The sequence below is a fragment of the Nostoc sp. XA010 genome, assembly GCF_020829625.1.
GTDB lineage: Bacteria > Cyanobacteriota > Cyanobacteriia > Cyanobacteriales > Nostocaceae > Nostoc.
The window spans coordinates 1-23,110 of the sequence record NZ_JAIVFX010000001.1 but is presented as its reverse complement, the minus strand read 5'-3'; the positions used below and the strand labels follow the sequence as shown (position 1 = coordinate 23,110).

The window sequence follows — 23,110 nt, the reverse complement described above, 5'->3', positions numbered from 1 at the left end:
TATGCCTACGCATGAGGTAGTAAAGGCACTGAAATAGAAAAACTAATATAGAGAAGTGTAAAAAACAGCGCCGCACTACCAACTAAACTATGCTACCGTTCAAAATTCTGCTACGCGTCCGCCACTATGAGATGGACGCCCTTGGGCATGTAAATAACGCCGTCTACCAAAATTATCTAGAACAAGCAGCCATAGAACACTCAGAATACCTGGGCTTAACTTTGGATGTATATCGGCAAGTAGGTGGCGTATTTGTGATGCGGCGGGTGGAAATTGACTATTTACGCCCAGCAGTAGCAGGCGATACCCTAGAAGTCACTACCTGGTTGAAGGAAATGCGCGGGACTCGTGCCTTGCGATGCTACGAGATTCGTAAACAAAACCAAGATAATTTGTTAGTAACGGCAGAGGCGCTATGGGTTTGGGTGGATGCACAGACAATGCGCCCACGACCAATTCCCAGTGTCATGTTAGACAAATTTTTGCAAATCCAAAACTCAGGTGTTACAAACTAAAAATGGTTTGTTATTCGCCATTTAATAAATTTTAGTTCTTCTAATGAAAACAAATGATTTTTTACCTAGGCAATGCTGACGAGCAAGAATACACAACTATGATGTTATAAGTGCAAAATTTAAATTTGTAGGAACTGCAATCAAAATTAGCTTAGTAAATCAGGATTTTCAAGTCAATATTATGGAGCAAAGTCAGCCACAACAGCGCCGTGTCGCCGATCAAGTATTTCAAGAATCCCTCGATCAGTTGGAGGATATCTTACAAGAAAATTTAACTGAGGATGAAGAAATCCCCCAAGCACAGCTGCATACTAGTAGTCTCAGTGGAGTCGAACTCGATCAAGAGTTGATAGATATTGATTTAGCGGCTCTTGAGGACGCAGTTGCTGATATTGAACAATATCTCGAAGAAATAACAAAAACTAAAGAAAAGTTATGAGTTCTAACTCCTAACTCCTAACTCTTGACTTATTTGCCGCCGAGCTTCGTACAACATTAAAGCGGCTGCGATCGCTACATTCAAAGATTCTACCCCAGGACTCAAAGGAATTCTTACTTGTTTGTCTGCGATCGCAGCTAATTCTGCCGACAATCCAGCACCCTCATTTCCCAGTAAAATCAGACTGGGTTTGCGCCAGTCCACCTCCCAATAAGTTAAAGTCGCACTAGGTAAGGTTGCCACTACTTGCATTCCTGCCTGCTGACTTTGTTGAACTGTAGCTTTTAAATCTTCTGTTACGGCTGTTGGGAGGCGAAACCATTGTCCTGCTGAAGCCCGGAGAACTTTAGGACTGTCTAAATCTACACTGTCTCCACTTACCCACAACCCGGATGCTCCAGCAGCAGCAGCAGCGCGGATCATCGTGCCCAGGTTGCCGGGATCTTGCACGGTTTCTAAAGCCAGAATTATACCAGTAAATGGTAGTTGAGTTTGGACTCCGCTTCGTTTTGCGGTTGCAACTACACCATCTGGTTGGACTGTAGTAGCGATCGCATCCAAAATTTCTTTACTGACAATTTCGGTGCGATCGCATCGGCTACAAGCTTCTTCCCAGAGTAAGGCGTGGGCTGCTTGCCAATCTGGAGTACAACACACTGTTTCTAGTGGGTAATTCACCGCACAAGCTTCTTCTAACAGGTGTGTCCCTTCTAGTAAAAATAACTGCTGTTTGTGCCGCTCCTTGGTGGAGTGGAGTTTGCGGATTTGCTTGACTAGGGAATTTTGTAAACTGGTCAACACGATTTTAAATTTTGGATTTTGGATTTTAGATTAATCGAAAAGACGCTCGCGGACTCGCTCTAAGCATACCCCTACGGGTAAGCAAGCTGCGCGCAGCGTGTCACAGACAAGCTATGCCGTACCACTTCCCTACGGGACGCTACGCGAACGTGGAAGCAAGCTACGCACAGCGTCTCGTAGAGAAGGCTTTACGCTGCCCTATCGGCAATCTAAAATCTAAAATTCATATGCGGAACCCGGGACTTGAACCCGGAAGCCTTGCGGCACTAGAACCTGAATCTAGCGCGTCTGCCAATTCCGCCAGTTCCGCTGGCATTTATCTTTATCGACAATTTCCTATTATTGCGTTATGTTTTACCTTTGTCAAGTTAAAACATAACGCCTCGTTTAAGAGGTTCAGACTGGAAACAAGTTTTTTAGGGCATTAGTCCGAATCAAAATATTAACTGAACAATACAGCATTGATTTTTAGAGAACACTTAAGTTATTTTACTGAGTATTTAATTTAGCTTAAAACTACTACTCATTCGTCCAGTTTTGTTAAATTTTTTAAATTCTCAAAATGCTTGCTGTTGCTGCATTTTAGCCTGTATTTTCCCCAAAAAAACATTTTTTTTATGCAATATGCTGCTCTAAAATGTGGACAATTTGAATCTTTACTGTAGAATCAAAACCAACTTCAAACATATAAAATACGTATTACTTTTGGAGGTAGGCTTATCAATCCTTCTACCAGCTTACCAGATGTCAAAATTGCCCCAGAACCAGACTCCTCAGTCTTGCAAATTTGGGGTGGGCATCCTTTGCGAGGTCATGTGAAAATTAGCGGCGCAAAAAATGCAGCGCTGGTAATCATGGCTGGAGCCTTGCTGTGTCCGGGCGATTGTCGTATCCGCAATGTTCCCTTATTGGCGGATGTAGAGCGGATGGGTCAGGTATTATCGGCTTTGGGTGTAACCTTAACGCGGCAAGGCGATATTTTAGACATCAACGCCAGCGAAATTAAAACATCAAAAGCTCCCTATGAACTAGTTACCCAACTGAGGGCGAGTTTCTTCGCCATTGGTGCCATTCTGGCAAGATTGGGAGTAGCGCAGATGCCCTTACCAGGCGGTTGTGCTATTGGGGCAAGACCAGTTGACTTGCATGTTCGAGGACTGCAAGCAATGGGAGCGGAAGTACAAATTGAGCATGGCATTTGTAATGCCTACGTCCCTGGCAGCAGCCGGAGATTACAAGGTGCGAAGATTTACTTAGACATCGCCAGTGTCGGAGCTACGGAAAACTTGATGATGGCGGCTACCCTAGCAGAGGGCGAAACGATCATCGAAAATGCTGCCAGAGAACCAGAAGTAGTTGATTTAGCTAACTTCTGTAACGCAATGGGAGCGAAGATTAAGGGCGCGGGGACTAGCAGGATTATTATCGAAGGAGTCCCCAAGTTGCATTCTGTTGACTACAGTATCATTCCCGATCGCATTGAGGCCGGAACGTTTTTGCTGGCAGCAGCAATTACCCGTTCCGAACTTCTTCTCTCGCCAGTCGCTCCAGAACATCTCATACCAGTGATTGCCAAACTGCGGGATATTGGGGTAACTATAATTGAGGAAAAGCCTGAACACTTACATATTCTGCCGGCGGAAACTCTCAAGGCAACGGATATTGAAACTCAATACCATCCTGGTTTTCCCACAGATATGCAAGCGCCATTCATGGCTTTGCTGACATTGGCCGAAGGCGACAGCGTGATTAACGAATCTGTCTTTGAAAATCGCTTGCGTCATGCCTCAGAGTTAAATCGCTTGGGGGCAGACATTCGTGTTAAAGGCAACGCTGCTTTCGTTCGGGGAGTACCGAAATTGTCTGGCGCACCAGTATTAGGTACAGACTTGCGAGCATCGGCAGCGCTAGTCATAGCAGGACTGGCGGCAGAAGGAAAAACCACAATTCAAGGATTACAGCACCTTGATCGCGGCTATGATCGACTTGATATGAAATTGCAGCAATTGGGAGCTAAAATCCTGCGTGTGGGCGAAACATCAGCAGATGCCGAAATCGCTTCCACTATCAGTAGCCTGTCGAGTTGAAGAAGAGGCAAGGGAGCAGGAAGCAGGGGGAAGAGGAATTCAGGACAAGGAGAATTGGGGACAAGGAGAATTGGGGACAAAGGGAAAGACTTGTTGCAAATTCTCACCTCTTGTCACCTTGTCTCCCCTGCCCCCTGCCCTCTGCCTCTTCGTTGAGACTGAGGCGGGAACTAGGGGAATGAGGGAGACAAGGTAAAATTTTCTCCCCCAATTCCCCCTGTCGAGCCTAGTTAAATCGTTATACTAACTGTGGGTGGCTGTCTAACCAGCCAGATTCTATAGTTGTGTTTTTTATAGCTTGCTGCACTATGTCCTTCTTTAAAACCCCGCTAATTGGTTTAAAAGCTGACTCATTTCGTCATCCATTAGACCTGGAAGCTACCAAAACGCTCAAGCAAATACCAGGCATAGATATGTTGGTGCGAAATTGGCTTGGGCCAATGGCAGAGCAGGTTTTCTATGTGGAAAATATTGCCTCCAGCATTCTGGTGGGTGAAAAGCAACTGCCCGATTTATACAAGCTGTTGTTAGATGCCTGTAAAATCCTGGATATAGAGCCTCCTCAGTTGTACGTCCGGCAACATCCGGCTCCCAACGCCTATACTTTTGCTGTGCGGGGTAAGCAGCCGTTTGTTGTGTTACACACATCCCTGATTGATATCCTCACACCAGAGGAAATACAGGCAGTAATTGCCCACGAGTTGGGGCATCTCAAGTGTGACCATAGCGTTTATTTGACTCCTGTAAATTTATTAATATTAGCTGCGGCGATTGTGCCCAATGTTGGAACCTTAGTTGCTCAAGCAATACAGGCACAACTTTTAGAATGGGTACGCTGTGCTGAGTTTACCTGCGATCGCGCCGCATTACTAGCAACCCAAGACCCCAAAGTTGTCATGTCAGTATTGATGAAGCTGGCGGGTGGTTCCCCCACCTTAGCGCCACAACTGAATCTTGATGCCTTTGTTGCCCAAGCCCGCGCTTACGATGATATTAGCAAGACCGAATTAGGTGAAATGGTCAAAGCTGCCCGCACAGCCCAATTAACCCATCCAGTGCCAGTGCTGCGGGCGCGAGAAATCGACCGTTGGGCAAGCAGTACAGAATATCAATCTTTAATCCAAAGTCATGGACTGAAGTCTACAAGTAATGAAGTTGCACCCAAAGGCGGATGGCGCAACTGGTAAAAGGACTAACGGAATTTGGTTATCTAAATTAGATGTGCTTTAACTTACAATACTTCAGATGATTCGCTCATGCGTTGGCGGAGCCCGTAGTAGACATCGCACTTGCTAAAGTTCTTCAGGCAAGCTGTGGGCGATTCGCTGTAATGTAAAATGCTGGTACAGCCCACAAATCAGCTAATGATCAGGTTTCCTTACGACCAGTTTGCCAAAGATTATCTCAAAGAATTGTTACAACCATTGGGAGAAGTGGAAACAAGTCGGAAAGTTCCGGCTCAAATCCGAGAAATTGATGTTTATTTTGTACCTTCGCCCCAATGGACAAATACAATATAGCAATCCGATTTGATTTCTGAATCACTCGTAGAGGTAAGGGACTGGGGGCTGGGGACTGGGGACTGGGAAGAAGGGATAAAGGTGTACTGAGTTTTGTTCAAAATCAAATATGAGTCCTATAGAATTAGGGCTGTTAGGAAGATTTGCGGCTGAACCTGCATTATTTGAACCATTTAGAAATGCAGCTACAATTGCGGAGATCCGCAGTTGCATAAATAACTTGTTTGATATCTTTGCTGAATTCAAACGCCAAGCTAAAGGTGATAAAACTCGGCTTACAGAATCAGAATTACCACGTTTGTGGATTTTATCACCCACGGCTTCTGAATCTATATTGGATGGTTTTAGAACTAACTTAGATGAAGAAAATTGGGGAATAGGAGTACATTTTTTAGGCGATTTTTTTAAAACAGCAATTGTGGTAATTCACCAATTACCCTGTACAAAAGAAACACTATGGTTGAGAATTTTAGGTAAGGGAAGAGTCCAGCAACAAGCGATAGACGAACTAGAAGCACTACCCCAAAATAATCCCTTACGTTCCAAAGCAATTGATTTATTATTGAATTTAAAGATAAGCTAAACCAGATCTAGTTTGCATAATCTGAAATTGTACATTTCTTGTGGGGTAGGCCTCTCGCCCGCCCAATATATGCAAGTAAAATGTGGAACAGCTTACCTTAGAATTCAATCAAAATATAGACGAGGAAGACAGAGATTTAATTATGCGTTTATCAGCTATTTACGAGCAAAAATTAGCAGAAGTTAAACAAGAAGGAATTCAAGAAGGAATTCTAGCAGAACGTCGTAATGTTATAGAAAATCTGTTGCAAGTTCGCTTTGGCTCTTTTGATGCAGAACTAAGAGGAATTACTGAAGCTTTATTGGCATTATCTCCAGAGGAATTTACTTTTTTATTACTGCAACTATCTAAAGAAGAATTATTAAATAGATTCCTTTAGAAGAACTCAGTCGGAGATACTGGGTTTTATAGCTTTACTAATCGGATTAAAAAACATCCCATTGCTTAACCCATAACCTCTACCATGACAGTTGTATCCAACGACCATCGCTTTCAACCCATAAATCTGTTTGAGTATGAAAAGCTAGCAAAAGAGCATCTCTCTCAAATGACGCTTGATTACTATAGCAGTGGTGCTTGGGATGAAGTTACATTACGGGATAATTGTGCTGCCTTTGAGCGAGTCAAACTACGACCTCGTGTATTAGTCAATGTTAGCGATCGCAATCTTACTACCTCCATTTTAGGACAACCCCTGCAACTACCTTTATTAATTGCGCCGATGGCTTTTCAATGTCTAGCTCATCCAGATGGAGAAATTGCCACGGCTCTAGCTGCGGCATCAGCTGGTGTGGGCATGGTGTTAAGTACAATGGCCACAAAGAGCATTGAAGAAGTGGCAAGTGCATGTGATAATTTTCCAGATTCTCTGCGATGGTTCCAGCTTTACATCCATAAAGATCGGGGATTAACTCGTGCTTTAGTAGAAAAAGCTTATAAAGCAGGCTACAAAGCACTTTGTCTAACTGTAGATGCACCTGTTCTCGGACAGCGAGAAAGAGATAGACGTAACGAGTTTGCCTTACCCTCAGACTTACATCTAGCTAATCTCGCCACAATATCAGGGCTAGATATTTCCCATGAAAAAGGCGAATCTGGATTATTTACCTATTTTGCCCAACAGCTAAACCCAGCAGTAACTTGGGACGATTTAGAATGGTTACAATCTTTATCTCCACTACCTTTAGTCATCAAAGGAATTTTACGGGGAGATGATGCTGTTCGGGCTGTGGAATATGGAGCCAAAGCAATTATCGTTTCCAATCATGGTGGCAGACAACTCGACGGTGCGATCGCTTCTTTAGACGCTCTAGCTGAAATAGTAGCAGCAGTGGATGGTAAAGTAGAAGTACTATTGGATGGAGGCATCCGTAGGGGCACAGACATTCTGAAAGCTCTGGCATTAGGAGCAAAAGCCGTACTAATCGGACGGCCCATTTTATGGGGACTAGCAGTAGCAGGGCAAATTGGTGTATCTCATGTCATCTCACTGCTACAAGATGAGTTAAATCTGGGAATGGCACTTAGCGGCTGCGCCAAACTAGAGGATATTGACCCCAGCTTATTGACCTTGCCACGCCTGTAAGCTCAAAAACTCTTAGACCTACATTATTCCAGCAAAACTTTGAAAATAAATTTTCAAAGTTGTTACAAAATCACTTAATTATAGTATAATAGTTTAAAGTTAGATATATGGGCGGGTGGCGGAATTGGTAGACGCACCACACTCAAAATGTGGCGGCCTTGCGGTCATAGGAGTTCGATTCTCCTCCTGCCCACTACCAAACAAGTACAAGAGAGATAAAAAAGTTATGCGACTGAAAAGATGGGAGTCTCCCCGTAAAGAAGGCAGGAATGACAAAGGTAGAGGCGGTTCTGCAAGGAAGAGACAACTCAAAAAACAAAGGCAAATGTTACGACAAAGACTCAAAGAAGCTAACAAGCCAGAAAATAACAAAAATAATAGAGCAGGGGAAGATAAGTTTATCTTCCCCTTATTTTTTGGGCTTTTATTTGAGAAAAAAATAAAATTTAGGGATTTTTCAATATATAGACTAAGGGAACTCTAAGAAATAAATTATCCAATTTTGTGGGGTGAACCGAAAAGCCCGCCTAGCTTATATGACGAGTGTCGTCCACCCCACAATAAATAATTGAATATTTATATTGAATATTTATTATCTGTCAGTCCCTAAATTAAATTTGTAATAAATTTGGAAAGTCATAATAAAAAACTATTAGCGATTCTTTAAAATATACTAATTAGAATTAGACCTTTTAAGCGCATATGTACGTATCAAAATCGGTAAGCTGAGTGTCTGGTATTTCATCTTATCTAGTTAAAGCAAGTATAAAGTACTACGAATGTTTGTAGCAATTTATCGCAATTGTAATGCTTGCATGAACAAACCAAAAATTAATTATGAAGGAAGTATGAATTTTGTCAAACAGCGTCTGAAATCCTTAGCTTAAAACAGTAAACTAGGACACAGTAGCAAAATAATTCTAATATTAACGGTTAAGTCAAAAGTATACTAAGAAAGCAATTGCATCTCCATGTGTTAACTTCCAACGATCACACAAGGCTACAAAAAGTCAGGAGTCATTTCATCTGAATTATTGAATATTCGGAATGGTCTACGTAATCTATGGATTTTTTTCTTGGACACAGGAGTTATTGATGGTGGCAAGAGTGCTTCTACCTACTAAAAAAGTACTGGATTTTCCCATTACTGCTTTACGCTTTGACGATCAAGTACAAACAATGCTGAAGTGGGCGAGGAGACGTGAAAGTAAAACTGTATATGTAGCCAATGTACACATGCTCATTGAAGCTCATTGGAATCCAGAGTTTGCCAGCGTATTACGAAATGCAGACATAGTTACTCCTGATGGTATGCCTCTGGTATGGATGATGCGAAAGATGGGAGCGCTTCGTCAAGACCGTGTGGCAGGAATGGATATTTTCTTAGCATTGTGTCACTTAACTCAAACACAAAATCTTAGTATTTTCTTTGTAGGTTCCCAAACAGAAGTTCTTTCTCGGATGCGAAAAAGGTTAGAACAGGAATTTCCGCAGATGAATATTGCGGCTATGGAACCTCTACCCTTTCGCCCTCTGACTGAAACTGAAGACGAAGCTTTGGTTCAAAAGATTAACTCTAGTGGTGCTAGCGCCGTATTAGTATCTCTGGGATGTCCTAAGCAAGAAAATTGGATAGCTCAACATAAGGGTAAGATACAAGCTGTAATGATTGGACTGGGTGGAGTTTTCCCAGTTTATGCAGGAATTCACAAGCGGGCACCCCGCATAGTTCGAGACTTAGGGCTTGAATGGCTGTATCGATGGATTCAAGAACCACGCCGACTTTGCGGCCGCTATGCTAAAACTATTCCACTATTTATATGGCTAGCTACGAAGCAACTACTATCATCAAGTCGTATTGCAGCAGTCTTCCTTCACGAGACTGGGGATTAAGAAAAAGCAAAGGGAATATGTATTCTGTGGAACACAACCTTATTGAGACACACATCAACTCAGTAACCAAAAAATCAAAAACTTTATGTTGTCTTAACCACTGATTAGCAAACTTAGCTACCGCTCAAAACCAGAAATTATAAGTAACAGAGCGTTTTATATAAAATTTCAATAGGCTGGCTCATCAGTAAATTTTATGCTAATAGTTTCTTGAATTGCTGCAAATTTACAAGAAGATTGTGGTAGACTCTTCTATGAAGAATTACTTAAGCTCAAAAATATTTTCTTTCCGATAATCATTGCCTTACATAGTTTTTATGTTATTTTTCGAGTAAAAATTTTTGATTATAACTAAAATCTAAATAAAATAAGGTGTATCTGATTGGCGTGAAAAAAAATAATCCAAATGCTCATAGCTAGCAATATCAAAGCTATATACTCTAGGTTCTTTCATCGGTAAACTATGTAATGGAATCACCTAAAGATTCATCAAATTTACGACAAAAAGCTGTTAGAAGTGTAATTTGGACTGTTATAGAAAGTTGGGGGCGCCAAGTAGTCTCTTTAGTTGTTTTCTTTATTTTAGCTCGTTTACTTAATCCAGAAACTTTTGGTTTAATTGCTTTAGCATCTATATTTATTGAATTTGTACAAATTTTTGTCGATCAAGGGTTCTCTGTAGCAATTATCCAACGTCAAGAGATAAATTCAGAACACTTAGACACTGCATTCTGGACAACTTTAGGAATCAGTATACTTTTAACTGTATTAAGTGTTGCTGGCGCTGGATTAGCAGCTAATTTCTTTAAACAGCCGCATTTAGTACCAATCATTCAATGCTTATCTATAAGCTTTATATTTAATGGATTGAGCAGCGTGCAGCAAGCGATTCTTGAACGTAAGTTTGCCTTCAAAAGTTTAGCAATTCGCTCACTATTGGCAGTGATAATAGGTGGAATAGTTGGCGTTTGGATGGCTTTTTTAGGTTATGGCGTTTGGAGCCTAGTAGGTCAACAACTATCAGGTAGTTTTATACAGGTTGTAGTCTTGTGGCGAGTTAGCGATTGGCGACCAGGATTCCAATTTTCTAGGATACATGTTAAAGAACTTTTTAGCTTTGGCATTAATATATCTGCGTTTAACATAATTAACTTTTTCAATCGCCGAGCCGATGACTTACTAATTGGCTACTATCTAGGACTAGTTGCATTAGGTTATTACTCGGTTGCCTATAAATTGCTGCTAGTAATGATGCAGGTTTTAATCAGTACTACAACTAAAGTTGCACTACCCATATTTTCTAGGTTACAGGCAGAGCCAGAACGATTACTAAACGCTTTCTATACTGCTACTCAGTTCACAAGTCTCATTGCCTTTCCAATATTTCTTTGTGTACCAGTATTAGCAACTGAATTTATAAAAGTATTTTTTGGTGAGCAGTGGATTCAGAGCATTCCAGTATTGCAAATACTATCTCTTATTGGCCCTGTTCATCTAATTTTCTTTTATAACAATTCTGTAATTCTGGCGCTTGGCAAACCTTCGTGGAGGCTATGGATACAAGTGATAAATACAGTTACTAATGTCATTGGTTTTGCTCTAGTAGTAAGATTAGGTATTGTAGCGGTTGCTTCTGCTTATGTAGTTCGTGGTTACCTCATATTACCTATTTCCTTATTAGCTATTAATAAACTTGTTAAAATAAATTTATATAACTATTTGCGTTTATACATAGTACCTTTAGTAGCTTCTGGAGCAATGGTTGTAACTATATTAATTACTAAATATTTCTTAGGAAAATTCCTTGAAGCATGGATGTTACTAGCTATTGCCGGGATATTTGGAATCTCTATTTATATTCTTACTCTCTCAGTAATATCGCCCAAGCTTTTCAGACAGGTACTTGAGTTAGGAGAAAGTTTGAATATCAAAATCAAAAGAAAAGTATAACTTTATTATGTAGAAATAATAGCGAATTTCAATATAAATATATCTTTATAAATTAATTTAATATACATTAAGCTATGTTAGTTTAACGAAGAAATTAAATCTATCTAATCTCATAAAACTAATTATTTAAGACAAGATTTATAGTTTATCAAAGGGAGCAAAGATGAAAATCGGAATTCTAACTTTTCACCATGTAGACAATTATGGAGCAACACTCCAGGCTTGTGCTCTTTGGACTTTTCTTAACAGTCAAGGCTATGATGTTGAAATAATAGACTATCGACCTCTTAAAATAGCGTGGATGTATTTCAGACCTTTACTTCCGATTAAAAGGGTAAATAGCATTAATGAAAGTAAGAAAATTCGTATTAATCAAAAATCCTTAATTAATATTTCAAAATATTGGAAAATGAGAAGATTTCTCCATTCTCATGTTAAGTTAAGCCATAAAAGATTTTATGATAAAAAAGGCTTGAAATACTATCATGATAAGTATGATGTAGTGATATGTGGCAGTGACCAAATATGGTGTATAGATTCCTTTAGAGGGTATAATTCTTCTTTCTTTTTAGACTTTGTTAGCAATAAAACTACTCGTAAGATAAGTTATGCAGCCAGTTTTGGTAATACGACAAAATTAGGGCCTTATCAAAAAGAAATATATACATTGATTAATCAGTTTCAAACCATTTTAGTGCGTGATTCTAATACTTTAGAAATTATTGCTAATGAATGCAATAAAAAAGCGATAAAAGTTCTAGATCCCACTTTTTTAATTAAGTATGATACGCTTAAGAATTCGCCAAAAATAACAAATAAATATCTTCTATTGTATGTTCAAGCTGACATACAACCAGAGGAAGAAGAGTTTATTAAATTCCTGGCAGAAGAACAAAATTTAACTATAGTTTCAGTCGGTAGAGATGAACCGTTAGCAGAAATAAATTTAGAAACTGCTAGTCCAAAAGAGTGGATTGGATTACATAGTGAAGCATCTTATATTGTGACTAATACTTTTCACGGCACTGTATTTTCTATTATTTTTCAAAAACCTTTTACAGTATTTCTTCCTAGCGATAAATCGAATAAGGTAAGAGATTTGCTTAATGATTTTGGCTTAACAAACCGTATATTTTCGGAGAAATCAAAATCTGAATTATTCAGCGAGGAAATCTTTGATATTAACTATGAATCGGTATCTATTTCTCTAGAATCAAAAATTATGGAATCAAAAAAACATTTAATTGAAGCGATTTTACAAGGAGAAACTGATACTAAAATTAATGTTAAATCAAAGCAGGAATAAAGAATAACTAATGTTTTAAAATAGGGTATTTTATGGCTGTACTGTGTTTGCTAAATAGCAAGCCAACTTTTTATCTTTATCAAAAATCTAAAAGGATTGGAAAGAATTAAGATGTCTAATTTAAAGATTGAGTCTTTAACATCAAACAGTCTTTCGCACTATAGAACGCAACATTACTTTGAGCGAGTGGGAGAGATCAATAGTGTAGATGACCTTCAGGAATACTGTAATTGGGCCAAAGAAAACAAAGTAAAGATTTATATAATTGGAAATGGCTCTAACACGCTGTTTGTTAAAAAAAATATCCAATCATTGATACTGAAAAATAAACTACCTAAGTACACAAATCCATTACCTAATAACAGACTTGAAGTATCTTCTTCTGCTTCAGTGATGGAAGTATTAAAGTATTGTTATCAAAAGTCCATGAATTCTTTCTATTATCTTGCATCTGTACCAGCAACTATTGGTGGTGCATTAGCAATGAACGCTGGCAGAGGAAGACAACATGGATGTACAATATATGACTTTGTTGAAAGTGTAACCTTCTTTGAGGATGGATGTATAAAAACACTTGAAAATAGTCAAATTGTACGAGATTATCGAGAAACTATGTTTACTGGTATACACTCAAAACTGATATTGAGTGCAATTTTCAAGTTTGAACCAACAGAATTTACCGAAAATCCTCTAACTTCAAGGCAAATTTGGGCAAAAGAACATCAAGATAACACAGCACCTAACTGCGGCTCGGTATTCAAAGCTGCTAACTATGCAATACTTGAAAAGCTCAAAGGTCTATCTATAGGGAAATCTATGTTTTCAGCTAAAACTAGTAACTGGATACTCGCTAAATCACAAAGTAGCTATTCAATAATTATGCTAATTAAAATAGCTAAAGTTTTGCATTTTATAACTGGACAAAAAATTGCTCTTGAACTAATTACCATTGATTAATTAGTTGCTGCCAAAATACTACATAATGCCTAAAGTTTGACTTTTTTGCGAAAATAAGTCACAGATATAACTTTAAGTATCGCTGAAGCTTTTACCTGTGGTCTAGCTGTACTGATGTCCAGATTAGGTAACATAGTAGAAATTGTAGAGGATGGAGCAACTTGTTTACCCTTCGAAGTAAGGCTAAATATGTTCCTGAAGCGAGTTTATTAGCAGATGATGGCACTTTAGCAACAAGCCCTGGATAAGATAAGAGAAATCAAAAAATTAAATTACTCAATTCGCCTATCTAAGATGATTATCAATACTGTTCGGTTAAGGAATTTTTTGGTTGAGGCAGGTAGAGAAGCAGGGGAAGAAAAGAATTTCTGAACAATAACCCTCTTTCTTTCCTCAATAACCTTCCCTGCCTCCCCAATTAATTATCCTTAGTATAAGGATATACTATGATTACCTTCCCAAAGCCATTCATACTTAAACAGAGCAGAAGCAAATGTAGATGCGAAGGCATTACAGGTATCATACTCATTAAACTTTCTGCCTTTGCCTGTTTGCGTAAACTTAACTTGAACTATAGGAATTTAAATCAATCAATTTTCTGCTGTAAAAATCCTTTGTCTGAAATTAACTATAAAAGTACTTGACAATAACCTAGGTCTAACTGCTATATTAACTAGAGTAAAGTCGTTGGGGCGTAGCCAAGTGGTAAGGCAGCGGGTTTTGGTCCCGCCATCCCTAGGTTCGAATCCTAGCGCCCCAGTAAACCAAAAGACAGGTATAAGAGCCTGTCTTTTGAAGTGTTTAATTATTTTTTTAAGACGCATCTCAATGCATCTAAGTCTGTAAGTGTTACTTGTCAGGCGATTTGAGAGCTTGATCTAGAGTCTGCCGAGCCTGTTCTGCTTTAGATCGCGCTTCTTGATAACGCACATTAGCTTGGGCAAAATTTTTGAGAACTTTAAAACCTTCCTTGAGTCGAGTAATTTCCTCTTCTGTCACCGATTCGTCGGTGAACAGAACATCAACCGCTTTGCGAATTTCCAAAGCTTCGGCTCGTGATTCCTGAACTTTCAGCTTGAGTGTGGCCAGGTTACTTAGAACCTGGACAGCTTGTGTAATGGTATCCTCACCGCTAGCAGTATCAATAGTTGACTCTTTAACCTCAATTAATTGTTGAGGGCCAAATCCTTCTTCTAGTTCCGTAGGTAGCTTTCCTGAATCCATCAGTTCCATCAGCTGATCCATTGCTTTATCACGGGCTTTTGCCGAATCTTTTCCAGAAACAGTAAGGATAATTTCTGGGCTTTGAGCGAGAGTATACTGAACCATATTTGAGCAGAAAATTTGCTGGTTAACCAAGCTGAGGCAAACAATTATAACATACTACGTGTCCGTTTATTTATTGGTAAACATACTTGTCGGTTTGCCTAATTTATGTATTTTCTATATTTAATAATTCCTGCTTCATCCCTGCTCCTGCCAAGTCACTTCAAATAAAACTTTATACTTAAGAAAGGCAATTAAGTTTCAACAGGAGGGGAGAGCAATGGCTCCTAGTCCCACCATCATGCAAGCTGTAGAAAAACTGGGCTACCGTGTCACTGTTGGTGATGTGGCAACCCAGGCAGGATTGAATATCGCTGAAGCTAATCAAAGCTTGTTAACCTTGGCATCTGATGCTGGGGGACATTTGCAAGTAGCAGATTCAGGTGATATTGTTTACCTTTTTCCACAAAATTTTCGAGCAATTTTGCGTAATAAATACTTCCGATTACGATTGCAGGAATGGTGGAAAAAAGTCTGGAGTGTTCTGTTTTACCTGATTCGCATTTCTTTTCTAATTTTCTTAATTGTTTCTATCACCCTGATAACTATAGCCATCTACATTATCATTAGCTCTATTAATTCAGACCGGAACGGGGACAATCGGGGCAGTAATTACGGCGGTGGGGGTTTCTTCTATTTTCCAAATTTATTTTGGTATTTTAGCCCAAATTATGATGCCCACTATCAGGAACGGCAACGTGAAAGGCGAGAAGAAAGCAATCTGAATTTCTTTGAAGCTGTCTTTTCATTTTTGTTTGGCGATGGTAATCCTAACACCAACTTAGAAGAACGTCGGTGGCAAGAAATTGCTACGGTGATTCGGAATAACCGTGGTGCAGTGGTAGCGGAACAAATTGCCCCATATTTGGATGACATTGGCGAGGGATATACAAGAGAGTACGAAGATTATATACTGCCTGTTCTGACGCGATTTAATGGGCAACCATCGGTAAGTCCAGAAGGGCAAATTGTTTATTACTTCCCAGAGTTGCAGGTGAGTGCAGTTAAAAAGCCCCGTTATGCAATATCAGATCACTTGGAGGAATTTCCCTGGCGTTTTAGTGCTGCAAGTTCCGGGCAAATTATGCTGAGTGCTGGGTTGGGTGTACTAAATTTTGTTCTTGCGTTAGTACTGGGAAGTTTGTTGGGAGATGGCACTATTGCCGTGCAATTAGGTGGACTGGTAGCTTTTGTGCAAGGAATTTATTGGCTACTATTGGCTTACGGAGCAGGTTTCTTAGGCATCCCGTTATTGCGTTATTTCTGGATTCAGTGGCGTAATCGCAAAATAGGCGATCGCAATCGCGATCGCCTTTCCAGAGCAAGGATATTGGCAAGTCCTGATGCAGCTTTGCAACAAAAAATCGACTATGCCCAACAATTTGCAGGAGAAAAAGTCATTGGCAACGAAGATTTAGTGTATTCTAGCGAAACTGACTTACTCGACCAAGAAGTTGAGCGTTCCGCAAAAATTGACGCTGAATGGAAAAAACGCTTGGAACGCGGGAGTGGGGAATAGAGTGAAGAGTTGAGAGTGAGGAGTGAATAATTAAGATTTATTTAAACTCCTAACTCCTGACTTCTAACTCCTAACTTTCTCTTTACTTCGCCTGAATTGGTGTTAAAGCTACACCTTGATAATAATGTCCCAAAATTTGCAGGTGGTTCACTCCTTGCCGAGCCAGATTGTACGCCCCCCACTGGCTCATGCCCAAAGCATGACCGAAGCCAAGCCCTTGAAGTACAAAACTACCATCGGCTCCCTTGGTGACGCTAAAGCGGGTACTTTTTAACTTGAGGGCTGTCCGCACTTCCTCGCCCTGTAACACCTTCGTCCCTTTGTTGCCGACAATTTTCAAAACTTTAACACTGCGAAAAGGTGAGAATGTTTCTGGAATCATCGCCGTCACACTGCCCACTTCAGGGAATTTAGCGCTCATCTCACTGGGGGAGAAAGTTTTTATCCAATTACACTCGCGGATATTTTGATCGTAGTCTTGAACAGCACGCAGGTACGGCAGGGTGTTTCCCCAAACGTCTTCAACATTTTCGGTATGCCCCCCAGAACAAGCGTGGAAAACTGAGAGAATAATCCGGTTTTTGTAAGTTAATACCTGTCCTGCTGTTTCATCAACTGCTTTGTAAGTTGCAGGAGCTTCACTGATGACGCCTTTGTAAATTTGCCAACGATCCGGGCTATTACCTAAATCGTAAACGGGATTATTCCGTTGTTTTTCTCGCTCGTAGAGGGCGTAAGTGCGAGCTGCGATCGCCTGGGCTTTTAAAGCTTCTTGGGGCCAGCTAGCATCCATTTCACCACCAAGAACGCTGTAGAGATATTCTTGGTCATCAACCCAGTTAACAGCCGTTAAGCCTTTGTCTGTGGGGACAACCAGAGTTCTACCGCGATACCAGCGATCGCCAATATAAACGAATCCTTTACCTGTTGGCTCAATCCAAAATAAACCAGATTGCCACTTATCTAAAGCAACTCCGCCAGGAATGGCTTGGGCATAATATGCACTCATCGCTGGCAACTGTCCGAGAGTCCGGCCAGTACTATCCTTGATGATCCCAGTGGTGGAACTACCCACTTTTACCTGATTAACGCCCCTTTCAATTGCCACGCGCAGAATTACAGACGCTTGAGCTGGGGCAACCAAAGCAATCCACAAGAGGATACTTACCCACCAATAACGTACTTTAACCTGGGAAAATAAAAAGCCTAAGTAAAGTTGGAATTTCATGCTGATCATCTAATCACATTAGTATCTAATTGACGCTCCGAACTATGGCGTCTACTACTTTAAGATGAGACAGTTCTCCAACGTAGGAGGTTGCCACCTCCTACTAATTATGCATTTTGCTTTAGCTATAGGGTAATTTTGTTCCACAAATAAATTTCCTTGCCCTTAGACCTGATTTAAATTTTGAATCTTCAATCCAAAACTTAAAATTCGCTAAAGGAGTCAGTGATTTTACCCTTGAGCAAATGTTGTCGGCAGTAAGGTAACTGACAATATTTAACCTTTTTTCCTCAAACTTACACCTGTCAATGTGTCAATGTTTGCTTAGTGGACTACTAGTTTATCCCTAATTTTCTAAACTTTCAACAAAAAAGTACACAGGAATTTATAAAGTAAATGTGTAATTAGTTATTTTTTCAGTAAAACTATTGAGCCATTAAGCAAGCTACTAGTCGGATTTTTTGGGATGGGGGTAATCAGAATGGGTATGATCGCATTGAAAAACCAGTGCAAATTACTGATTACAATGTCTGGACTCATTGGGCTTTTGTCAGAGATGCAAATCCAAGGCAATTTCTCTCGCCGTTTAGAAAATATTGAACCAGGATTGGTTGGCTATTGGTTACTGGAAAAGAGTTCAGGGGAAAAAGCCTACGATTCTTGTTTTTTTGATAACTTTGGCATTATTGCTGGCGCGACTTGGAGCAAATCTAAGTTGCCGATCACTATGCTTACTTCTAAAGAAAAATTTAGCAAGGATAAGGATGGCAAAGATGTAGATGGTGCGATTACCTTTCTCTTCTGTTTGGATATTGACTGTTTCTAAGCAAAGAAAAGCAAATCAAGAAAAATTTATTTACGCGTCCGACATACCCACCTTTGATGTCACCAAACCTTTTCCCCCAACTGTCCAACTAAGCATCAAATGTCAGTACAACTTTTCCACGAATAAATTCGGGGCTTGTGACCAGATTGCAGGGATACAGGGGACAACAAATTTTCTCAATCTTTTTTTCCCCCTTGCCCCCTACACCCCTGTTTGATTCGGTCATCGTCCAAAAGAGGACGCGGGTAAATCAGCCCCCCGTGTCTTCTTCAGCCTACGATGCCAATAAATTTTTAGAATTGCTCACTTCATTAGCGATAATTCCAATTAAATTCAATTTACTCAAAATTTCTGTTGCTTGAATCAGTTCAGTTTGGGTCACTTTCCCCATGCGCTCTACCATTACGATCCCATTGCAAAAAGCTGCCACAATTCTGGCATCAACTGTACCTAAAATAGGTGGAGCATCTATCAGTACTAGATCATAACTTTGCTCAAACAACTCAATTAGTTCTTTCATTCGTTGAGAACTGAGCAACTTCACCGTGTCTTCTGCTTCAGGCCCAGCAGTCAAAATATCAATGCAGGGGTGAATAGGCTGGATGTAATCTTGAAAATGAGTTGTCGTCTCATCAAGTAATAACAGAGATAGTCCCCAGTCATTGGATAGTTCCAGGATTTTGTGCAGGCTAGGATTATGTAAATTAGCATCAATAACTAATACCCGTCGATGCATTCGGGTAGCGCTAGCTACAAGCCCTAATACTAAAGTTGTCTTCCCTTCCCCTGGTAGTGCTGAAGTCAACATCAATGACTTAAAGGGTAAGGGATATTTTAATATTTGAATATTTTGGTAGATCATGTCCAGGGTTTCATGGACAGGTAATCTAGTAGTGGCTTCTACTATAGAGTAATCTAAGCTTCGTCGCCCATTCCAAGGCAAGACCAGCCGCCGCTTTTTGACATTACATGACGGTAGTTTTGGTACTGACCCCAATACACGTAGATTCGTCAGTTTCTTTAAATCTCCGACACAATAAATAGCGTCATTAAACTTTTCCAAAATCAGGGCTGCTAAGATACCTAGAATCGGCCCAATTACCGCCCCTCCAACCAAAAATAATAATCTGTTGCTCCCCATATAAGTACCCAGAGCAGGTTCTGCCAAAACTTGCCAGTTATATCCTTCCTGAGCTATTTTCAAACCCAAAGACTGTTGCACTTGGAGTAATTGTTCAAGGGTTTTACGACTAGTTTCCACCTTTGGCAACAGACGGTTATACTCTGCTATTAAGCTTGGGTATTTGTTTAACTCAGAGCGAAGTCGCTGTTCTGACTCGGCTAAATTCTTTTCATTAGCAGTTAGTCCTAAGACAGTTGTCTGTAGCAAAATTAACTCATCTACTAGCTTTGGCTCAACCCCTAGCATTTGCTCTTTTAAAAGCGGTTCTCCCTTACTGCTAGTAGTAATAGTTTTCACCTCTTGTCGTAATAGCGACAGTTGACTTTGACGTTGCTGCTTTAGTTTCTGTACCGATGGGTAATCGTCTGTATAGCGCAGCCGTTCCTTAGCTAAGGCTAGTTCAGTTTTTTGAATTTCACTTAATAGCATTTGGTAACGACTTGACTGATTTAAACGAGAAGAAATTAGTGCATTCTGCTGAGATGAGGAGGCTATTTGTTGCTCTAGATTCTCGTAGCGAACGTTTACATCTTGAAGGTGGGCACGAGTGCTTTGTAGCTGTTTTTGAATATCAGCTAGAGATTCTAGCAGGATTTTACTTTGGACTTCAGGATCGAGTAATTTATGTTTCTTGCGAAACTGTTCCAAATTTTTCTCAGCTTTACTCACCTCTTTTTTGATTTCAGGTAAGCGAGCATTTGTAAAAGCCAGTCCTTGATTGACACGTTCTTTTTGTTGCTCTTTATTGTAGTTTTGATAGACTTTTTGTAGAGCTTGAAGTACTCTTTGTGTTTTGACTGGATCGTCATCATTGAAGGAAACTTTAAATAATTGACTAAAAACTTTATTAGATCCTAAACCTCCCTCTTCTGGAGTCACTTCTAGAGGTGCTTTTTTGTTCTGTTCTATTTGATCATTGATATCCTTTAAGGTAATATCAGGATAATTAGGATGAAGTAAATTTACGGCTTTTTGAAGCAACTTAGAACTCAGCATGAGTTTCATCTGAGTAGTGGAATCAACAACTTGAGAATTTGGTTCAGTAACCTTGGTGTCTGCGCTTTCTGGGATATTATTTGACTGTGTGCCTTCAGATAAATTGGAATTCACCAATATCCGCATATTGCTCTGGTAAGTAGGTTTGGCAATAAAAGCTAAAAGGCTAGCAGCTGACATAACTACACAGGAAACCCCCAAAATCAGCAAACGTCGGCGAAGCAAAATAGTAGATATTTGTCTGATGTCAACTGCGCCTTGTGCTGAAGTAGTAACCTGTTGCTCTTGATTCAGACTAGTCTTAGCCACTATCAAACTCCTCTAATATCGAAACACTATATTTATTTGGAAGATTTATGAAAAATGTGAAATGTTTTTTTACACCTATAGCTGCAATAGCATACTTAATTATTCTTCCAATAATGACAAGCTCACTTGGCACAATATTATGCCAATTGGCGCTTTCATGTTCATCAATTCATGCATATAAATTCTTAATCAGTGTTGGAAGAATAAATTTTTAATAAATATTTTATTTAAGCAAGAAAAATCTTGATGGAAAATTAATTATTTTTCTTAACTATTTAAGTATAAAGTTCTCTGATTTCCAATAGTACTATCCTATTAAAGTTATTAAAATAACTTTTAATAGAAGAAATACATTGATAAAAATATCTAACTCATAGTAGTTGTAGATTATTGATACACTTAGGGAAACGTAAATTCTTAGGTAACTATTTGACTTCCTCCTCAAGTTAAACTGTTGTCTATTTGCTAGACGTTATGAATTAGACTACTAAACTCCAAGATAGAGCCTGGTTAATTTTAGATTAGAAGCGTTCAATAAGAAATCTAAAATCCAAAATTTAAACGCTTACCTTGGTTAACTCTACTTCCCGCCGCCTCGGTACTTCATAAATCATGAAATCATAAGCGATGTCAGTACGGGGAAAAATAGCACGGGCTTCCTGAAGAAGATCCTTCAATTCCAAGATATTTCCAGGAGCATAGCGGGGACTGAAATGACTCATAATTAGCCGATGTGCCCCAGCAGCTAAAGCTGTTTGCGCTGCCATTGTGGTTGTGGAATGCAACCGCTGAAAAGCCATATCTGCATCTTGATGAGCAAAGGTTGCTTCGTGAATTAATACATCTGCATCTTTTGCCAACTTCACTGCACCATCACAATAAATTGTGTCTGTACAATAGGCAATTTTTCGACCAATTTCTGTAGGACCGCATAATTGAGTGCCATCAATCACTCGTCCGTCCGCAAGGGTCACTGTTTCACCGCGCTTAAGTTGACCATAAACCCGACCGGGAGGAATTTGCAACGCCTTGGCTTTTTCAATATCAAAGCGTCCTGATCGGTCTTTTTCGGCTACGCGGTAGCCGAAAGCTGTAATGCGATGATGTAAATTATCGCAGCTTACGGTGAAGTCATCGTCTTCATAAATTACCCCTGGACGGATGGCATGGACTTTAATGGGATAGGAAAAGTGTGTGTAGGAGTAACGGGAGGCGGCTTGAATGTAATCATTTAATCCAGGTGGGCCATATATATCAATTCGTTCCACATTGCCAGCCAAGCCGCAAGTAGCAAGAAGTCCCATTAAGCCAAAGATGTGGTCGCCGTGCATGTGAGTAATAAAAATTCGCGAGAGTTGGCTAATTTTCAGTTCACTCCGGATAATTTGATGCTGGGTGCCTTCGCCACAGTCGAATAACCACAGTTCTGCCCTTTGAGGTAATCTCAGGGCGACACTGGAAACATTGCGCGATCGCGTGGGTACACCGGAACTTGTGCCTAAGAATGTTATCTGCACAGTGTTCTTTAGCCTTCCTTTTGCTCAATTTGCTGCTCTATTTTCTATAGTGACATGCTTAATGAGTAAAATACTTTTGAGAGGAAATCGCTTTTTTAAACCCAACACCCAATAAAGATTATAGGACTTACCCAAAAATCTCTAAAAAGCTCAATTTATCGAACCGCGAAGGCACTGTTGCTAGATAATTATCCATACAAGTAATCCCAATTTGTTAATAGTATTTCTTTCTAGCCCAATGATTTTCAGCAAAAACAAAAGCCTTCTCAAATGACTTCGAGAAGGCTTTTATTGAATTATGAATCCTGGCATCGAGCTATTTTTGCGTAGGGCTACCCCTAAACTATCGTGGCCGCAGCAGCGTTTCACCTCTGAGTTCGGGAAGGGTTCAGTGTGGTTCCACCGCGCAATAGACACCAGGAAAAGTTGTAATTGCTAATTCGTAATTCGTAATTCGTAATTCGTAATTAAAGAATTAGAAATCAGAATTTAACAGCAACCCTGAAGACTGCACAGTAACGCGAAACCAAATGTTTTCATAACTTGTAATTGGTAATTACGAATTACGAA

At 39.9% G+C, this 23,110-nt stretch carries 16 protein-coding genes, 3 tRNA genes, 1 rRNA gene and 1 pseudogene; 14 read left to right on the top strand and 7 right to left on the bottom strand.

Annotated features, from left to right (window positions below):
• Nucleotides 1–89: 89 nt before the first annotated feature.
• Both LC608_RS00115 and LC608_RS00110 read left to right on the top strand, forming a co-directional pair.
• Nucleotides 90–515: a thioesterase family protein gene (locus LC608_RS00115; RefSeq protein ID WP_229551601.1), complete on the top strand. Its 426-nt coding sequence runs from the start codon at nt 90–92 to the stop codon at nt 513–515.
• 181 nt (nt 516–696) lie between these two features.
• Nucleotides 697–954, top strand: coding sequence for a hypothetical protein (locus LC608_RS00110; RefSeq protein WP_229551600.1), 258 nt, complete (start codon nt 697–699; stop codon nt 952–954).
• A gap of 3 nt (nt 955–957) precedes the next feature.
• On the opposite strand, the gene LC608_RS00105 is transcribed toward LC608_RS00110, so the two are convergent.
• Nucleotides 958–1,755, bottom strand: coding sequence for an RNA methyltransferase (locus LC608_RS00105; protein WP_229551599.1), 798 nt, complete (start codon nt 1,753–1,755; stop codon nt 958–960).
• A 228-nt stretch (nt 1,756–1,983) separates the two neighbouring features.
• A tRNA-Leu gene (locus LC608_RS00100) sits at nt 1,984–2,065 on the bottom strand.
• 409 nt (nt 2,066–2,474) lie between these two features.
• Between LC608_RS00100 and murA the strand changes: the two genes are divergently transcribed.
• From murA to LC608_RS00040, 10 genes and pseudogenes are all read left to right on the top strand, one after another.
• Entirely contained in the window at nt 2,475–3,842 is a 1,368-nt protein-coding gene (murA, locus tag LC608_RS00095; RefSeq protein ID WP_229552060.1) for a UDP-N-acetylglucosamine 1-carboxyvinyltransferase, read from the top strand.
• 308 nt (nt 3,843–4,150) lie between these two features.
• Entirely contained in the window at nt 4,151–5,029 is an 879-nt protein-coding gene (locus LC608_RS00090) for a M48 family metallopeptidase (protein WP_229551598.1), read from the top strand.
• A gap of 177 nt (nt 5,030–5,206) precedes the next feature.
• Nucleotides 5,207–6,324 (top strand): annotated as a pseudogene (locus LC608_RS37425) (hypothetical protein).
• Nucleotides 6,325–6,408: 84 nt separating this feature from the next.
• Nucleotides 6,409–7,530, top strand: coding sequence for an alpha-hydroxy acid oxidase (locus LC608_RS00070; RefSeq protein WP_229551595.1), 1,122 nt, complete (start codon nt 6,409–6,411; stop codon nt 7,528–7,530).
• Between the two features lie 109 nt (nt 7,531–7,639).
• Nucleotides 7,640–7,723, top strand: a tRNA-Leu gene (locus tag LC608_RS00065).
• Nucleotides 7,724–8,625: 902 nt separating this feature from the next.
• Nucleotides 8,626–9,423, top strand: a complete 798-nt coding sequence (locus tag LC608_RS00060) for a WecB/TagA/CpsF family glycosyltransferase (protein ID WP_229552059.1) — start codon at nt 8,626–8,628, stop codon at nt 9,421–9,423.
• A 468-nt stretch (nt 9,424–9,891) separates the two neighbouring features.
• Nucleotides 9,892–11,373, top strand: coding sequence for a lipopolysaccharide biosynthesis protein (locus LC608_RS00055; protein WP_229551594.1), 1,482 nt, complete (start codon nt 9,892–9,894; stop codon nt 11,371–11,373).
• Nucleotides 11,374–11,536: 163 nt separating this feature from the next.
• Nucleotides 11,537–12,679, top strand: a complete 1,143-nt coding sequence (locus LC608_RS00050; RefSeq protein ID WP_229551593.1) for a polysaccharide pyruvyl transferase family protein — start codon at nt 11,537–11,539, stop codon at nt 12,677–12,679.
• A gap of 111 nt (nt 12,680–12,790) precedes the next feature.
• Nucleotides 12,791–13,636: an FAD-binding protein gene (locus LC608_RS00045; RefSeq protein ID WP_229551592.1), complete on the top strand. Its 846-nt coding sequence runs from the start codon at nt 12,791–12,793 to the stop codon at nt 13,634–13,636.
• Between the two features lie 688 nt (nt 13,637–14,324).
• Nucleotides 14,325–14,396: transfer RNA gene (locus LC608_RS00040), tRNA-Gln, on the top strand.
• A gap of 89 nt (nt 14,397–14,485) precedes the next feature.
• On the opposite strand, the gene LC608_RS00035 is transcribed toward LC608_RS00040, so the two are convergent.
• Entirely contained in the window at nt 14,486–14,965 is a 480-nt protein-coding gene (locus LC608_RS00035) for a hypothetical protein (protein WP_229551591.1), read from the bottom strand.
• A gap of 217 nt (nt 14,966–15,182) precedes the next feature.
• On the opposite strand from LC608_RS00035, the gene LC608_RS00030 reads away from it, so the two are divergent.
• Nucleotides 15,183–16,481 carry a hypothetical protein gene (locus tag LC608_RS00030; protein WP_229551590.1) on the top strand — a complete coding sequence of 433 codons (1,299 nt, stop codon included), beginning with the start codon at nt 15,183–15,185 and terminating at the stop codon, nt 16,479–16,481.
• An 82-nt stretch (nt 16,482–16,563) separates the two neighbouring features.
• Here the strand turns inward: LC608_RS00030 and LC608_RS00025 are convergent, their stop codons facing one another.
• Nucleotides 16,564–17,709, bottom strand: a complete 1,146-nt coding sequence (locus LC608_RS00025; RefSeq protein ID WP_229551589.1) for a SpoIID/LytB domain-containing protein — start codon at nt 17,707–17,709, stop codon at nt 16,564–16,566.
• A 481-nt stretch (nt 17,710–18,190) separates the two neighbouring features.
• On the opposite strand from LC608_RS00025, the gene LC608_RS00020 reads away from it, so the two are divergent.
• Complete coding sequence (locus LC608_RS00020) at nt 18,191–18,535, top strand: hypothetical protein (protein WP_229551588.1); 345 nt, start codon at nt 18,191–18,193, stop codon at nt 18,533–18,535.
• A 274-nt stretch (nt 18,536–18,809) separates the two neighbouring features.
• Here LC608_RS00020 and LC608_RS00015 read toward each other — a convergent pair whose 3' ends face one another.
• The 3 genes from LC608_RS00015 to rrf form a co-directional block, all read right to left on the bottom strand.
• Nucleotides 18,810–21,023 carry a polysaccharide biosynthesis tyrosine autokinase gene (locus LC608_RS00015; RefSeq protein ID WP_229551587.1) on the bottom strand — a complete coding sequence of 738 codons (2,214 nt, stop codon included), beginning with the start codon at nt 21,021–21,023 and terminating at the stop codon, nt 18,810–18,812.
• Between the two features lie 557 nt (nt 21,024–21,580).
• Nucleotides 21,581–22,540 carry a ribonuclease Z gene (locus LC608_RS00010; RefSeq protein ID WP_229551586.1) on the bottom strand — a complete coding sequence of 320 codons (960 nt, stop codon included), beginning with the start codon at nt 22,538–22,540 and terminating at the stop codon, nt 21,581–21,583.
• Nucleotides 22,541–22,843: 303 nt separating this feature from the next.
• Nucleotides 22,844–22,961: ribosomal RNA gene (gene rrf / locus LC608_RS00005) — 5S ribosomal RNA — on the bottom strand.
• Nucleotides 22,962–23,110 lie beyond the last annotated feature (149 nt).

What these genes read in the sequence shown, in the direction of transcription:
- LC608_RS00070 (WP_229551595.1), top strand. Translation starts at nt 6,409, where the DNA reads ATGACAGTTGTATCCAACGACCATCGCTTTCAACCCATAAATCTGTTT.
- LC608_RS00035 (WP_229551591.1), bottom strand. Translation starts at nt 14,965, where the DNA reads ATGGTTCAGTATACTCTCGCTCAAAGCCCAGAAATTATCCTTACTGTT.
- LC608_RS00025 (WP_229551589.1), bottom strand. Translation starts at nt 17,709, where the DNA reads ATGAAATTCCAACTTTACTTAGGCTTTTTATTTTCCCAGGTTAAAGTA.
- LC608_RS00115 (WP_229551601.1), top strand. Translation starts at nt 90, where the DNA reads ATGCTACCGTTCAAAATTCTGCTACGCGTCCGCCACTATGAGATGGAC.
- LC608_RS00030 (WP_229551590.1), top strand. Translation starts at nt 15,183, where the DNA reads ATGGCTCCTAGTCCCACCATCATGCAAGCTGTAGAAAAACTGGGCTAC.
- LC608_RS00110 (WP_229551600.1), top strand. Translation starts at nt 697, where the DNA reads ATGGAGCAAAGTCAGCCACAACAGCGCCGTGTCGCCGATCAAGTATTT.
- LC608_RS00050 (WP_229551593.1), top strand. Translation starts at nt 11,537, where the DNA reads ATGAAAATCGGAATTCTAACTTTTCACCATGTAGACAATTATGGAGCA.
- LC608_RS00020 (WP_229551588.1), top strand. Translation starts at nt 18,191, where the DNA reads ATGGGTATGATCGCATTGAAAAACCAGTGCAAATTACTGATTACAATG.
- LC608_RS00055 (WP_229551594.1), top strand. Translation starts at nt 9,892, where the DNA reads ATGGAATCACCTAAAGATTCATCAAATTTACGACAAAAAGCTGTTAGA.
- LC608_RS00060 (WP_229552059.1), top strand. Translation starts at nt 8,626, where the DNA reads ATGGTGGCAAGAGTGCTTCTACCTACTAAAAAAGTACTGGATTTTCCC.
- LC608_RS00090 (WP_229551598.1), top strand. Translation starts at nt 4,151, where the DNA reads ATGTCCTTCTTTAAAACCCCGCTAATTGGTTTAAAAGCTGACTCATTT.
- LC608_RS00045 (WP_229551592.1), top strand. Translation starts at nt 12,791, where the DNA reads ATGTCTAATTTAAAGATTGAGTCTTTAACATCAAACAGTCTTTCGCAC.